This is a genomic window from Pseudarthrobacter sp. rb, assembly GCF_056389225.1.
This window is the reverse complement of record NZ_JBWJAR010000008.1, coordinates 25,895-40,210: the sequence shown is the minus strand read 5'-3', so window position 1 is coordinate 40,210 and position 14,316 is coordinate 25,895. Positions and strand designations below refer to the sequence as shown.

11 protein-coding genes and 2 tRNA genes are annotated in these 14,316 nt (G+C 63.6%); 12 read left to right on the top strand and 1 reads right to left on the bottom strand.

Annotation, left to right across the window (positions count from 1 at the left end):
• Positions 1 to 84 precede the first annotated feature (84 nt).
• The 12 genes from dnaA (at position 85) to ACWRN3_RS12305 (ending at position 13,311) form a co-directional block, all read left to right on the top strand.
• On the top strand, positions 85 to 1,506 hold the full coding sequence (gene dnaA, locus ACWRN3_RS12360; protein WP_324643625.1) for a chromosomal replication initiator protein DnaA: 1,422 nt from the start codon (positions 85 to 87) through the stop codon (positions 1,504 to 1,506).
• Positions 1,507 to 2,044: 538 nt separating this feature from the next.
• Entirely contained in the window at positions 2,045 to 3,169 is a 1,125-nt protein-coding gene (gene dnaN / locus ACWRN3_RS12355; RefSeq protein WP_214945168.1) for a DNA polymerase III subunit beta, read from the top strand.
• Positions 3,170 to 3,223: 54 nt separating this feature from the next.
• A complete protein-coding gene (gene gnd / locus ACWRN3_RS12350; RefSeq protein WP_476740793.1) occupies positions 3,224 to 4,108 on the top strand; it encodes a phosphogluconate dehydrogenase (NAD(+)-dependent, decarboxylating) in 885 nt (294 codons plus the stop codon).
• Between the two features lie 45 nt (positions 4,109 to 4,153).
• Entirely contained in the window at positions 4,154 to 5,359 is a 1,206-nt protein-coding gene (recF, locus tag ACWRN3_RS12345) for a DNA replication/repair protein RecF (protein WP_255173838.1), read from the top strand.
• Positions 5,349 to 5,903: a DciA family protein gene (locus ACWRN3_RS12340; RefSeq protein ID WP_476740792.1), complete on the top strand. Its 555-nt coding sequence runs from the start codon at positions 5,349 to 5,351 to the stop codon at positions 5,901 to 5,903. Before recF ends, ACWRN3_RS12340 begins: the two co-directional genes overlap by 11 nt.
• A gap of 378 nt (positions 5,904 to 6,281) precedes the next feature.
• A complete protein-coding gene (gyrB, locus tag ACWRN3_RS12335) occupies positions 6,282 to 8,369 on the top strand; it encodes a DNA topoisomerase (ATP-hydrolyzing) subunit B (protein ID WP_303694134.1) in 2,088 nt (695 codons plus the stop codon).
• Between the two features lie 55 nt (positions 8,370 to 8,424).
• Complete coding sequence (gene gyrA / locus ACWRN3_RS12330; protein ID WP_476740791.1) at positions 8,425 to 11,103, top strand: DNA gyrase subunit A; 2,679 nt, start codon at positions 8,425 to 8,427, stop codon at positions 11,101 to 11,103.
• Complete coding sequence (locus ACWRN3_RS12325) at positions 11,096 to 11,746, top strand: DUF3566 domain-containing protein (RefSeq protein WP_275181754.1); 651 nt, start codon at positions 11,096 to 11,098, stop codon at positions 11,744 to 11,746. Before gyrA ends, ACWRN3_RS12325 begins: the two co-directional genes overlap by 8 nt.
• Positions 11,747 to 11,843: 97 nt before the next feature.
• Positions 11,844 to 11,917, top strand: a tRNA-Ile gene (locus ACWRN3_RS12320).
• A gap of 71 nt (positions 11,918 to 11,988) precedes the next feature.
• Positions 11,989 to 12,105, top strand: coding sequence for a DLW-39 family protein (locus ACWRN3_RS12315; protein ID WP_210411329.1), 117 nt, complete (start codon positions 11,989 to 11,991; stop codon positions 12,103 to 12,105).
• A gap of 72 nt (positions 12,106 to 12,177) precedes the next feature.
• Positions 12,178 to 12,253, top strand: a tRNA-Ala gene (locus ACWRN3_RS12310).
• Between the two features lie 83 nt (positions 12,254 to 12,336).
• Entirely contained in the window at positions 12,337 to 13,311 is a 975-nt protein-coding gene (locus ACWRN3_RS12305) for a DMT family transporter (protein ID WP_476740790.1), read from the top strand.
• Positions 13,312 to 13,314: 3 nt separating this feature from the next.
• Here the strand turns inward: ACWRN3_RS12305 and ACWRN3_RS12300 are convergent, their stop codons facing one another.
• Entirely contained in the window at positions 13,315 to 14,190 is an 876-nt protein-coding gene (locus ACWRN3_RS12300) for a glycosyltransferase family 2 protein (RefSeq protein WP_159629370.1), read from the bottom strand.
• Between the last annotated feature and the right edge of the window lie 126 nt (positions 14,191 to 14,316).

The following is a 14,316-nucleotide window of genomic DNA, read 5'->3' as shown; positions in this document are numbered from 1 at the left end:
GTGGATTAAGCTGGGCCAGCACCCTGGTTCCGGACTTGGGGCTGCAGGCAATGCAGGCATAGCAAGTTTTGAGGGAACCGATTGATGACAGTAGACGAAGCCAACCACGCCAATACTGTCGGAAGTTCCTGGCGCCGGGTTGTCAGCCTGCTGGAACAGGACCACCGCGTATCACCCCGCCAGCGTGGCTTTGTCATCCTTGCCCAGGCGCAGGGTCTCATTGGTTCCACGCTTTTGGTTGCCGTACCCAACGAACTCACCCGCGAGGTGCTCCAGACCCAGGTCAAGGAAGCCCTTGACGATGCACTTCACAATGTCTTCTCCGAAGACATCCGCTGCGCCATCGACGTGGACACCGATCTGGTCCCCATCCACGAGGAACCCGAAGCCACGGTCGAGCCGGCTTTCGCACCGGACCAGGTCGTCGAGCAGAAACCGCAGCCCATGCTGCCCAGCACCTCGCACGAATTCGGCCGGCTGAACCCCAAGTACGTCTTTGACACCTTCGTGATTGGTTCCTCGAACCGTTTCGCCCACGCCGCCGCCGTTGCTGTTGCCGAAGCGCCGGCCAAGGCCTACAACCCACTCTTCATCTATGGTGACTCCGGCCTGGGCAAGACCCACCTCCTGCACGCCATCGGCCACTACGCCCGGAGGCTGTACAGCGGAATCCGGGTCCGCTACGTAAATTCCGAAGAGTTCACCAACGACTTCATCAACTCCATCCGCGATGACGAGGGCACGAGCTTCAAGACGACCTACCGCAATGTGGATGTCCTGCTGATCGATGACATCCAGTTCCTGGCCGGCAAGGACCGGACGCTGGAGGAGTTCTTCCACACCTTCAATGCCCTGCACAACAACAACAAGCAGGTGGTCATCACTTCGGACCAGCCGCCCAAGCTGCTGGCCGGCTTCGAGGACCGCATGAAGTCACGCTTCGAGTGGGGCCTGCTGACGGACATCCAGCCGCCGGAACTCGAGACCCGAATCGCCATCCTCCGCAAGAAGGCGCTCAGCGAGGGCCTGTCGGCGCCGGACGACGCCCTCGAGTACATCGCGTCCAAAATCTCCAGCAACATCCGCGAGCTTGAAGGTGCACTGATCAGGGTAACGGCGTTCGCCAGCCTGAACCGCCAGCCGGTGGACGTGGCCCTTGCCGAGATGGTCCTGAAGGACCTGATTACCGACGACGGCGCCCAGGAGATCACGTCCGCCCAGATCCTCCAGCAGACCGCTGACTACTTCAAACTCAGCATGGAAGAACTGTGCAGCAAATCCCGGACCCGGACGCTGGTAACTGCACGGCAGATCGCCATGTACCTCTGCCGGGAGCTGACGGACATGTCACTTCCCAAGATCGGCCAGGAACTCGGCGGCCGCGACCACACCACCGTCATCCATGCCGACCGGAAGATCCGCGAGCTGATGGCGGAGCGCCGTGTGATCTACAACCAGGTGACCGAGTTGACCAACCGGATCAAGCAGCAACAGCGCGACTCCTGAATCCACACTGCGCCCGGCACTCTATACCTTATTAACAGGGGCATGTGGATAAGCCTGTGGATACTTAAGGGGACAAGCGCGGTTAATGGGCTTAAAACCCTTAAGCCGTCTGTGGATCGTTAAAAATGGCCCTTTGCGTTGTCCCCATCCACACCCTGTTTAAAACCCACTTAACGCACAGCCGGTGAACAGGGCTTAAGCGCGGAACCACGCGGCAGAACTGGGTTATCCACAGTTTCCACAGCAGTTATTAACACTACTAATCCCAAAAAATTGAAATCCCTCAAACAACAAGAACGATCCGCACATCCGGCAGAGGGGGCCTGCGGGCCCCCGGCGGGCTGGACCGGACCCCGGGGGATGGGTTAATCCCCGATCTTCCGGCTAAGCTGTCAGCAGCGCTCCCATCCCTGGGTTTTCGTGTGGTTTCCGTCTTCGCGGACCATGCACCAGCCGGGGTGCGCCCAACTTCTTCCGGAGTTTCTTGCGAAATTCCCGGGTTTTACATGGCAGCAGCAATGAAAGGCGGCACCCTTCCGTGAAGTTCAGAGTCGATCGGGACGTCCTGGCAGAAGCCGTCACCTGGACAGCCCGGTCGTTGTCTCCGCGGCCGCCCGTGCCTGTCCTCTCCGGCCTGCTTTTGAAGGCTGAAGCGGGAACCGTCAGCCTTTCGAGCTTTGACTACGAGACCTCGGCACGGCTCGAAATCACGGCCGACATCAGGGACGAGGGCACCATCCTGGTATCCGGCCGGCTGCTCGCCGACATCTGCCGGAGCCTGCCTTCTGCTCCCGTGGACGTGGAAACCGACGGCAACAAGGTCACGCTCACCTGCCGTCGAAGCAGCTTCCATCTCGCCACCATGCCGGAAGCCGAATACCCGCCGCTGCCTTCCCTTCCGGCCATCAGCGGAACCGTCCCCGGCGATGCCTTTGCGCAGGCCGTCTCACAGGTCATCATCGCGGCAAGCAAGGACGACACCCTCCCCATCCTCACCGGTGTGCGGATGGAGATCGAGGACGATCTGATCACCCTGCTGGCCACCGACCGTTACCGGCTCGCCATGCGCGAAGTTCCGTGGAAGCCGGTCACGCCCGGCATCTCCACCAGCGCCCTGGTCAAGGCCAAAACCCTCAACGAGGTAGCCAAAACGCTTGGTAACAGCGGCGACATCAACCTCGCCCTGTCCGACGACGACAGCCGGCTTATCGGCTTCGAAAGCGGCGGGCGCACCACCACATCACTGCTGGTGGACGGGGATTATCCGAAGATCCGTTCTCTGTTCCCCGAGTCCACACCCATCCACGCCACAGTGCAGACCCAGGAGCTGGTTGAAGCTGTCCGCCGTGTATCGCTCGTGGCAGAGCGCAACACTCCGGTCCGGCTGGCCTTCACGGCAGGCCTGCTGAACCTCGATGCCGGCACCGGTGAGGATGCCCAGGCATCGGAAGAACTCGAAGCCCAGCTGTCCGGTGATGACATCACGGTCGCCTTCAACCCGCACTACCTGATCGAGGGACTCAGCGTCATCGAGACTAAGTTCGTCCGGTTCTCATTCACCACCGCTCCGAAGCCCGCCATGATCACGGCCCAGGCGGACGCAGACGGCGAAGACCAGGATGACTACCGCTACCTGGTGATGCCGGTCCGACTCCCCAACTAGGCCCCACCCACCGCCAACCCGGTTCCTCCCACTAGCGCAGAAAAGAGTTCCACCATGCACATTGGACTGATCGGCCTCGGCAAAATGGGATTCAACATGCGTGAGCGCCTGCGCAAGGGAGGCCTGGAAGTCACCGGCTACGACCGGAACCCTGACGTCACGGATGCCGCCAGCGTCGATGACCTGATCGCTGCCGTTCCGGCGCCCAGGATCATCTGGGTGATGGTGCCCTCGGGCCCCATCACGGACGCCGTCATCACTGAGCTCAGCGAGAAGCTGGGAACCGGCGACCTTGTCATCGACGGCGGCAACTCCCGGTTCACCGAGGACCAGAAGCACGGCGAACTCCTCGCCGCCAAGGGAATCCGCTTCGCGGACTGCGGCGTGTCCGGCGGAGTCTGGGGCCTGCAGAACGGCTACGGGCTCATGGCCGGCGGCGACGCCGCGGATATCGAACGTGCCCTGCCCGTCTTCGATGCGCTGCGGCCGGAAGGTGAAAGGGCGGACAGTTTTGTCCACGTCGGCGGCATCGGGGCCGGCCACTACGCCAAGATGGTCCACAACGGAATCGAATACGGCCTGATGCAGGCCTACGCCGAAGGCTACGAACTGCTCGCCGCCAAGGACATCGTCACCGACCTTCCCGGCACGTTCAGGGCATGGCAGAAGGGAACGGTAGTCCGTTCATGGCTCCTTGACCTCATGGTCAAGGCCCTTGACGAAGATCCCGGTTTGGCCACCATTGACGACTACGTGGAGGATTCCGGCGAAGGCCGGTGGACCGTGGAGGAAGCCATCGCCAACGCGGTCCCCGCCCCGGCCATCACCGCCGCGCTGTTCGCCCGGTTCGCATCCCGGGAGGATACCTCGCCCGCCATGAAGATGGTTTCCGCGCTGCGCCACCAGTTCGGCGGCCACGCAACCCGTCCCGCCAAGTAGTACCCACCGGGAACCAGCAGAGTTCCCAGAATTGCCGAAAACCGCGTGTATCTGGAACACCTTTCCCTGACCGACTTCCGCAGTTATGCCCAGGTTGACCTCACCCTGGGACCGGGCGTCACCGTCCTGGTGGGTTACAACGGCATCGGCAAGACCAACCTGATGGAGGCCATCGGGTACCTGGCCACGCTCAGTTCCCACCGGGTCAGCTCGGACGCGCCCCTGCTCAGGTTCGGAACGGAACGCGCGCTGGTCCGCGCGCGGCTGGTCCGCGGCACGCAGACCACGGTCCTTGAGCTGGAAATCAACGCCGGCCGCGCCAACCGGGGACGCATCAACCGCAGCAACCCCGTCCGGGCCCGCGACATACTCGGCATCTGCCAGACGGTCCTGTTTGCCCCGGAGGACCTGGCACTGGTCAAGGGGGATCCATCGAACCGCCGCCGCTTCCTGGACGAGCTGCTGGCAAGCCTTATCCCGCACCATGCTGCCACCCGCAGCGACTATGACCGGGTCCTGAAACAACGCAACGCCCTGCTCAAATCGGCGCGCGCCGGCAGGTTTACCGCCGCACACGAATCCACCCTGGACGTGTGGGACCAGCACATGGCCCGGGCGGGAGCGGAGTTGCTGCACGCGCGGCTGGAACTGGTCGAACGACTCCGCCCGCATCTTGCCAGGGCCTACGCCCAACTCACGGACGCGTCCAAGCCGGCGGATGCCACCTACCGGTCGACGCTCCAAAGCCAGATGGACGACGACGGCGTCCCTGCGGGAAGTGCGCAGCGCTCCGCAACAGGAGGTGCTTCAGACGGCCAGGATGATCTTCGCCTTCTCTCCGTGGAACAGCTCACCGAACGCTACGTCCAGGCGTTCGCCGAATCCCGCAAGAAGGAACTGGAACGGGGCATATCCCTGGTTGGACCGCACCGAGACGAACTGGAACTCATGCTCGGGCAGGCGCCCGCCAAAGGATATGCGTCCCATGGTGAGACCTGGTCCATGTGCCTGTCCCTCCGGCTGGCCTCGTACTACGTAATGCTGGACGACGCCCGGACCGGAGGTTCTGCCCCCATCCTCATCCTTGACGACGTCTTTGCCGAACTGGACGTCCAGCGGCGGCGTAAACTGGCGGCAATAGTCTCCGGCGCGGAACAGGTCCTGGTGACCGCCGCCGTCGACGCCGATATTCCGGAGGAACTGTCCGGGCGGCGGGTGAAGGTCATCCCGGGAGGTATCGATGAGCAGTGACCAGGGCGGCGGGCTCCAGCCCGGCCGCGAGCCTGACGACATCGATGCGCCGCAGGCGGCACTGAACCGGATGCGCGAAGCGGCGGCCGCGCGGGGCGAAGTCCGCCGGAAAGTTGCACGGCCCGGTTCCCCAAAGGCTAAAGGCAGTATCCGGGACACCCGCGGCTTCAGCCAGTTCCACGCCACCGGCCGGGATCCATTGGGCCTGGGGAAGGTGGTGGGACGGCTGGTGGCCGAGCGGGGCTGGACTTCACCTGTGGCTGTCGGATCGGTCATGGCCGAGTGGTCCACGCTGGTGGGGCCGGAAATCTCTGCCCACTGCACGCCGGAAAGCTTCACCGCCACCACCCTGCACGTGCGGTGCGATTCCACTGCCTGGGCCACCCAACTTCGTCTTTTGAGCAGCAGCCTGCTCGACAAATTCCGCCGCGAACTGGGCGACGGGGTGGTCACCAGCATCCAGGTGCTGGGACCCTCCGCACCAAGCTGGCGCAAGGGCGGACGCAGTGTCAACGGCCGTGGTCCGCGGGACACGTACGGATAGTCAGGACGGCTGCTCTTGAAACTGCGCGCAACGGCGTGTAGGGCGCTGTAAGCACCGCGGCGTGTATAGGCACCCGGAGGCCGTACCGCTGGGCCGCCCTAGGCGCGGCCAAGAGCCGCGCACAGCCATATTCACCGGCGCTGAAGGCTCCGGAATGCGGGGATATGTCCTGGTTCACGGTAGAATTGGTGCAGATAACTGGGCGCGGATGAAACGTTGACTTCAGTCCGTTCTGCGCGCGCTCTCCGCGCGCGGAGAGCGGACCACCAACCGTCAGCAGGTCACCGGCGCCATAAGTTTGTGCCTGTTGGCGGGTGCCTTTTCCCTGGGAAAAGGCACCGGCCGGCCATCATCGAGAACAGAGGAGTCGCAGCGCCTGTGGCTAACGACAATACAGATATTCTGGCAGCAGATACAGCAGTCGAGGATGGCCGCACCCCTGATACTCCACCCGCGCCAGCCACCCCAAGGGAATACGGCGCCAGTGACATCACCGTGCTGGAGGGCCTTGAAGCTGTCCGCAAGCGTCCGGGCATGTACATCGGCTCCACCGGTCCCCGTGGCCTGCACCACCTGGTCTACGAAGTGGTGGACAACTCTGTGGATGAGGCGCTGGCCGGTTACTGCAGCCATATCGAGATCGTCCTGCAGGCCGATGGCGGCGTAAAAGTGGTCGATGACGGCCGTGGCATTCCGGTGGATATGCACCCCACGGAACACAAACCCACCGTCGAGGTGGTCATGACCATCCTGCACGCGGGCGGCAAGTTCGGCGGCGGCGGATACGCCGTTTCCGGTGGCCTGCACGGCGTGGGCATCTCGGTGGTCAACGCACTGTCCAGCCGCGTGGATACCGAAGTGCGCCGCCAGGGGCACGTGTGGCGGATGTCCTTCGCTGACGGCGGCAAGCCGCAGGGCAGCCTGGTCAAGGGCGAAGAGACAGACGCCACCGGCACCACCCAGACCTTCTACCCGGACCCGGCGATTTTCGAAACCACCGAATTCGATTTCGAAACGCTGCGCGCCCGCTTCCAGCAGATGGCCTTCCTGAACAAGGGACTGCGCATCACCCTGACGGATGAGCGTGCTGCAGCCAGCGACGACGCCGACGGTGACCTGGACCTGGACGACCTCAGCACCGAGGGTGAGGTCAGCGCCGAACACCGCACCGTGGTGTACCAGTACAACGAAGGCCTGCTGGACTACGTCAGGCACCTGAACTCGGGCAAGAAGGTGGAGGTGGTCCACGAGGACGTCATCGCCTTCGAAACCGAGGACACGGAGCGCCGCATTGCCCTGGAAATGGCAATGCAGTGGACCAGCGCCTACTCGGAAAGCGTCCACACCTACGCCAACACCATCAACACCCACGAGGGCGGCACGCACGAAGAAGGCTTCCGCGCCGCCATGACCTCCCTCATCAACCGGTATGCCCGCGAAAAAGGCATTATCAAGGAGAAGGACGACAACCTCACGGGCGACGACATCCGCGAGGGCCTCACCGCCGTCATCTCGGTCAAGCTGGCCGAACCCCAGTTCGAGGGCCAGACCAAGACCAAGCTGGGCAACTCCGAGGTGAAGGGCTTCGTCCAGCGCGTGGTCACAGACGGCCTGGGCGACTGGCTGGAGCGCAACCCCGGTCCCGCCCGCGACGTGATCCGCAAGGCGATCTCTGCCGCGCAGGCCCGGATGGCGGCACGGAAGGCCCGCGACAACGCCCGGCGCAAGAGCCCGCTGGAATCCTTTGGCATGCCTGGCAAGCTTTCGGACTGCTCCTCCAAGGACCCGGAAAAATGCGAGGTCTACATCGTGGAGGGTGACTCGGCCGGCGGCTCCGCCAAGCGCGGCCGCAACCCCGAGACCCAGGCCATCCTTCCCCTCCGCGGCAAGATCCTGAACGTGGAGCGCGCACGCCTGGACAAGGCCCTGGGCAACGCGGAAGTGCAGTCCATGATCACTGCCTTCGGTACCGGCATCGGCGAGGACTTTGACCTGGCCAAGCTGCGGTACCACAAGATCGTGCTCATGGCAGATGCCGACGTGGACGGCCAGCACATCACCACGCTGTTGATGACACTGCTGTTCCGTTACATGCGGCCCCTCATCGAGAACGGCTACGTATACCTGGCCCAGCCGCCGCTGTACCGGATCAAGTGGTCCAACGCCCCGCACGATTATGTGTACAGCGACCGCGAACGCGATGCCAAGCTTGTGTCCGGCCAGGCCGCCGGCCGCCGCATCCCCAAGGACAACGGCATCCAGCGCTACAAGGGCCTTGGCGAGATGGACTACACCGAGCTCTGGGACACCACCATGGACCCCGACCACCGCACCCTGCTGCAGGTGACCATGGACGATGCCCTGGCTGCCGACCAGATCTTCTCGGTCCTCATGGGCGAAGACGTCGAATCCCGCCGCAACTTCATCCAGCAGAACGCCAAGGACGTCCGGTTCCTGGACATCTAAGGATCCGCTCCAAAGTATTCGGAACCAGACATATACCTGAAACGGAAAATATCTAATGAGCGACGAAACCCCCGAGAATTCCGTCCCTGAGGCCGGAACTCCGGACACCGTTCTTGAAGGCGACGTGCTGATCGACCGTGTGGAACAGGTGGACCTGCAGACGGAAATGCAGCGGTCCTACCTGGACTACGCCATGGCCGTCATCGTGGGGCGTGCCCTCCCGGACGTTCGCGACGGCCTCAAGCCGGTGCACCGCCGCGTGCTCTACGCGATGTTCGACGGCGGTTACCGCCCCGACCGGTCCTTCAACAAGTGCGCCCGCGTGGTCGGCGAGGTCATGGGCCAGTACCACCCCCATGGCGACACCGCGATCTACGACGCCCTGGTACGCCTCATCCAGGACTGGACCATGCGCTACCCGCTGGCGCTCGGGCAGGGCAACTTCGGCTCGCCGGGCAACGACGGCGCCGCCGCACCGCGGTATACCGAAACCAAGATGGCGCCCCTGGCCATGGAAATGGTCCGGGACATCGACGAGGAAACCGTTGATTTCCAGGACAACTACGACGGCAAGAACCAGGAACCCACCATCCTGCCGGCACGGTTCCCCAACCTGCTGGTGAACGGTTCCTCCGGTATCGCTGTTGGTATGGCCACCAACATTCCGCCGCACAACCTCCGCGAAGTGGCTGACGGCGTGCAATGGTACCTGGCCAACCCCGGTGCCACGCGCGAGGAACTCCTCGAGGAATTGCTGGTGCGGGTCAAGGGCCCGGATTTCCCCACCGGAGCCACTATCCTTGGCCACAAGGGCATTGAGGACGCCTACCGGACCGGCCGCGGATCGGTCACCATGCGCGCAGTGGTCGCAGTAGAGGAACTGCAGGGCCGCACGTGCCTGGTGGTCACCGAACTTCCGTACCAGGCCAACCCGGACAACCTGGCCATCAAGATTGCCGAACTGGTCAAGGACGGCAAAATCTCCGGCATCGCCGACCTCCGCGATGAGACCTCCGGACGCACCGGCCAGCGCCTGGTCATTGTGCTGAAGCGTGACGCAGTACCCAAGGTGGTGCTGAACAACCTCTACAAGCACACCGAACTGCAGAGCAACTTCTCCGCCAACATGCTGGCCATCGTTGACGGTGTGCCGCGGACGCTGAGCCTCGATGCGTTCATCCGCCACTGGGTGACGCACCAGATGGACGTGATTGCGCGCCGCACCCGGTACCGCCTGCGCAAAGCGGAAGAGGAAGCCCATATCCTCCGTGCCCTCCTGAAGGCACTGGATATGCTCGACGAGGTCATCGCCCTCATCCGCGCTTCCAACACCACCGAAGCCGCCCGCGACGGGCTGATGGAACTGCTGGACATCGATGAGCTGCAGGCCCGGGCCATCCTGGACATGCAGCTGCGCCGCCTGGCCGCACTGGAACGCCAGAAGATCCAGGACCGGCATGCCGAACTTGAGGCCCTGATCGAGGAGTACAACGCGATCCTGGGTTCCGAGCAGCGACAGCGCGAGATCATCAGCGTCGAGCTGGGCGAAATCGTGGACAAGCACGGCGACGACCGGCGGACCAAGATCCTCATGGGCTACGACGGTGACATGTCCATGGAGGACCTGATCCCCGAAGAGGAGATGGTGGTCACCATCACCCGCGGCGGTTACGTCAAGCGCACCCGCAGCGACAACTACCGGTCGCAGCAGCGCGGCGGAAAGGGCATCAAGGGTGCCCAGCTTCGTGGTGACGACGTGGTGGAACACTTCTTTGTCACCACCACCCACCACTGGTTGCTGTTCTTTACCAACCTGGGCCGCGTCTACCGTGCCAAGGCGTACGAACTGATGGAAGCGGGCCGGGACGCCAAGGGCCAGCACGTGGCCAACCTCTTGGCGTTCCAGCCGGATGAACATATTGCCCAGGTCCTGGACCTGAAGGACTACCAGCAGGCGCCGTACCTGGTGCTGGCCACCAAGAGGGGCCTGGTGAAGAAGACCAGGCTGGAGGATTACGACACCAACCGTTCCGCCGGCGTGATCGCGATCAACCTGCGCGACGGCGACGAACTGGTCTCCGCCCAGCTGGTCTCGGAAACCGACGACCTCTTCCTGGTTTCCCGCAAGGGCCAGTCCATCCGCTTCACCGCCACCGATGACGCACTGCGCCCCATGGGACGTGCCACATCCGGCGTTACCGGCATGAAGTTCCGCGAGGACGACGAACTGCTGGCCGCCGACGTGGTCACCGACGGTTCGTTCGTGTTCATCGTGACCGAAGGCGGGTACGCCAAGCGCACGGCAGTGGAGGAATACCGCCTGCAGGGCCGTGGCGGACTGGGTATCAAGGTCGGCAAATACCAGGAAGAACGCGGCCACCTGGTAGGTGCGCTGATCGTCCAGGAAGAAGATGAAGTCCTGGTGGTCATGGAAGGCGGCAAGGTTGTCCGTTCCTCCGTTACCGGGGTTCCTGCCAAGGGCCGCGACACCATGGGCGTCATCTTTGCCAAACCGGACAAGAATGACCGGATTATCGAGGTGGCACGTAACAGCGAACGCGGTCTTGAGGACGAGGAATCCGCCGGGGATGACGTAACGTTGGCTGAAGATGGCGGGACCGCTGGGGAATCCGCCGCGCCAGCAATGGCAGAAGAATCACCGGCCGTTGAGTCAGAGGACGCCTCGGGCGACGCTGAGCCGAACGAAGACAACACGGAGGTAACGAGTGAGTAATTCCGACTCATTTCCCAAGCCGAACAGTACTGTTCCCGACGGGAACCGGCCTTCAGCGGCACCCCGCGTGAACGCCCCCGTTCGTCCGCAGCAGCGCCCCGCGGCGCCAGCCGGCGCTCCGGGCCAGCGCCCTGCCGTCCCTGGCCAGCGGCCGCAGCAGGGCGACCGCCCCGTGCAGCCCGGCCAGCGCCCCTTCCAGGGCCAGCCCGGACAGCGTCCTGCGCAGGGCGCCTCCAGCCAGGGAACCCCTGGCCTGGTGAAGCCGGCGCCGAAGGCAAAGGTCCGGCGGGCCCGGCTCCTTATCAGCAAGGTGGACCCGTGGTCCGTCCTGAAGATGGCATTCCTGCTGTCCGTGGCACTGGGGATCGTGACTGTGGTGGCCGCCATTGTCCTGTGGACGGTCCTGGACCTCACCGGGATCTTCGACCAGGTGGACAGCCTGCTCGGCACGCTCGCCGGCTCGGAAAGCGGCGGCTTCGAACTGAAGAAGGTGGCTTCGCTGGGCCAGGTTGCCTCGTTCGCCACCATCATCGCCGTGGTTAACGTTGTCCTGCTGACAGCACTGTCCATGCTTTCGGCTGTCCTCTACAACATCTCTGCCACCCTGGTGGGCGGCATTGGCGTGACCCTCACCGACGATTAGGAACCATTTTCGCCGGGCCCGCACCGGCGAAAAGGCCCGATTTGAGATCGGGCCGGGGTGTGCTGTAAAGTCATGTCTCGGCCCGATGAGGGTTTGAGGGCGTATAGCTCAGGCGGTTAGAGCGCTTCGCTGATAACGAAGAGGTCCCAGGTTCAAGTCCTGGTACGCCCACGGAACCTGTGCAGGTTTCAAACGGAGGTTTGGTCCGGATTCATCCGGTACCGGATCGGAACGGGGAGCATGTGAAAAAGTTGCTTGTACTGGCAGCGGCAATCGCAGGCTTCCTGGTCTACCGGAAAGCACAGGAATCCGAAGCCCGGAAGACAGTCTGGAGCAAGTCAACCGATACGGTGGACTAGGCCGGACACCTGCTCCGGGAGCCTGTCAAGGGCTTCCTGGTTCTAGGGTATGATGGACGGGTTGCTTCTTATGGGGGCATGGCGCAATTGGTAGCGCACCTGCTTTGCAAGCAGGGGGTTCGGGGTTCGAGTCCCCGTGCCTCCACCATAGGGAAGTCCCGGTCAGCGGAAACGCCGGCCGGGACTTTTTGCTTTCCATCTGCGCAAGGAACCAGCACCAAGGGGGCTGCATTGAACTTCTTCTTCGCTGCCCTGGGGGTCCTGGGCGTTGCATCATCCGGGCCCTTGATCGCGGCCACGCTCGGCGCCACGAGTGTCAGCGCCCTTGCCATCGCCTTCTGGCGCAACGCCATCGGCGCCGCCGTCATGGCCTCCCCCACCCTGGTCCGGGAGCCCGGCCAGTTCCGCAGGATCAGCCGCCGCGAGTTCCGCTGGTCGATGCTGGCTGCCATCGCGCTTGCGCTGCACTTCGCCTGCTTCATCACATCCCTTCAGCTGACATCCGTTGCAGCTGCCACCGCGCTGGTCTGCCTGCAGTCAGCCTGGATTGCCGTCTTCCAGCTCTTCCGCGGCATCCGCCATCGCTGGCAGGTCCTGGCGGGGCTGGGAATCGCCTTTGGCGGGGTTGTGGCGATCACCGGCTTCGATATGGGCTCTTCCCCGCAGGCCCTCACGGGAGACCTGCTGGCGATGGCCGGGGGCGCCCTTGCCGGCCTTTACACGCTCGCGGGTGGCAAGGCGCGGCAAAGTATGACCACAGGAACCTACACCACGCTCTGCTACGGAATGTGCGCCGCCCTCGTGGCCGTCCTTGCCCTGTTCGCGGGCCAGCCCCTGACGGGGTTTGAGCCGGCCGGGTGGCTGGGCATCGCAGCAATCACCGTCTGCGCACAATTGGTTGGCCACACCGCCTTCAACCACCTGCTGGCCACCATGAGCCCGCTCATCGTCTCCATGATCATCCTCCTGGAAATCCCGGGGGCAGCGCTTTTGGCAGCCGTGTTCCTGCATGAGACCCTGCCCGCAGGCACCTATGCCGGGCTCGGCCTGATCCTGGCGGGACTCGCCGTCGTGGTCCTCGGTCAAAGGAACAGCAGAAGTCACAGGAGCAGCAGGGGCCAGGGGAGCGGCAGGCGCGGCAGCCGTGGAACGGCACCCACGGAGGAACCGCCGTCGGACCGCCTGGCCGGGCTGGGAACTGACTGAGCGCTACTGTCCGCCGCGGCGGACCGGCTGTGCAGTGTTGACCGTGTGGATGGCCCTGAGGAGCTTGGCCGGAAAGTACACCGAGAAGAAGACCACCATGGGGGCCTTGAGCGCCATCTTCCTGACGTTGTGGGCTTTGTAGGTCCGGTCAAAGCGGGTGACGTAGTAGCGGTAGTCCCGCGGTGAATCCTCCAGGCGGCGCGCAGACATCCCGGACACCATTTGCGGCCAGTAGCGCACCGGCAGTTCATGGTCGGCCAGGTGCAGGGACAGGTCGATGTCCTCGTGCATCTCGTCCTTCTCGTCCCGGCAGGTCTCGGAACGGATGGTCTCCCAGGCGGTGGCCCGCAGGGCCATGTTGGAGCCGAACAGGAAATGGTACTGGTGCTTGGCCAGCTTCAGCATGAGCTGGCGCATTTTGTCGTCCGCCTTGAGTCCGAACCGGCGCATCGGCATGTCGTAATAGACCACAGGGCCGGTGGCGGCCTGGACCGACTGGTCAGCGAAGGCCTTCTGCACCTGTTCAACCCAGTCGGGTTCCACGATGGAGTCAGCGTCAATCCGCCCCAGGATATCCCCGGTGGCACTGTCCAGACCGAAGTTCCTGGTGGGGATGAGTCCCTGTTCCCGGTCCTGGCTCAGGAGGATGATGGGGCTTTCCGGATACTCGAGCTGCATCTGGCGCACAATGTCAGCGGTCCGGTCCTTCGAAAGGTTGTCCACCACGATGATCTCGTGGGCGGGAACGGACTGGTAAATCGCAGCTATCAGGCACTGCCTGATCACGCTCTCCTCGTTGTACGCCGGGATGACGATTGACACGCGGAGCTGTACGGCTGCGTCGTTCACGGCATCCCCAGAGGATCGATTGGCTGACATCACTTCAAATCTAGCATCCGGGAAACGTCCTGCCACGGTCACCGCGGTCCGGATGAACCGCGGTCCGGGAGTCTGGGACAGCCGGTTTCCAGGGCCTGTCCAGGCATGCAAAAGGGGCCCCGTCGC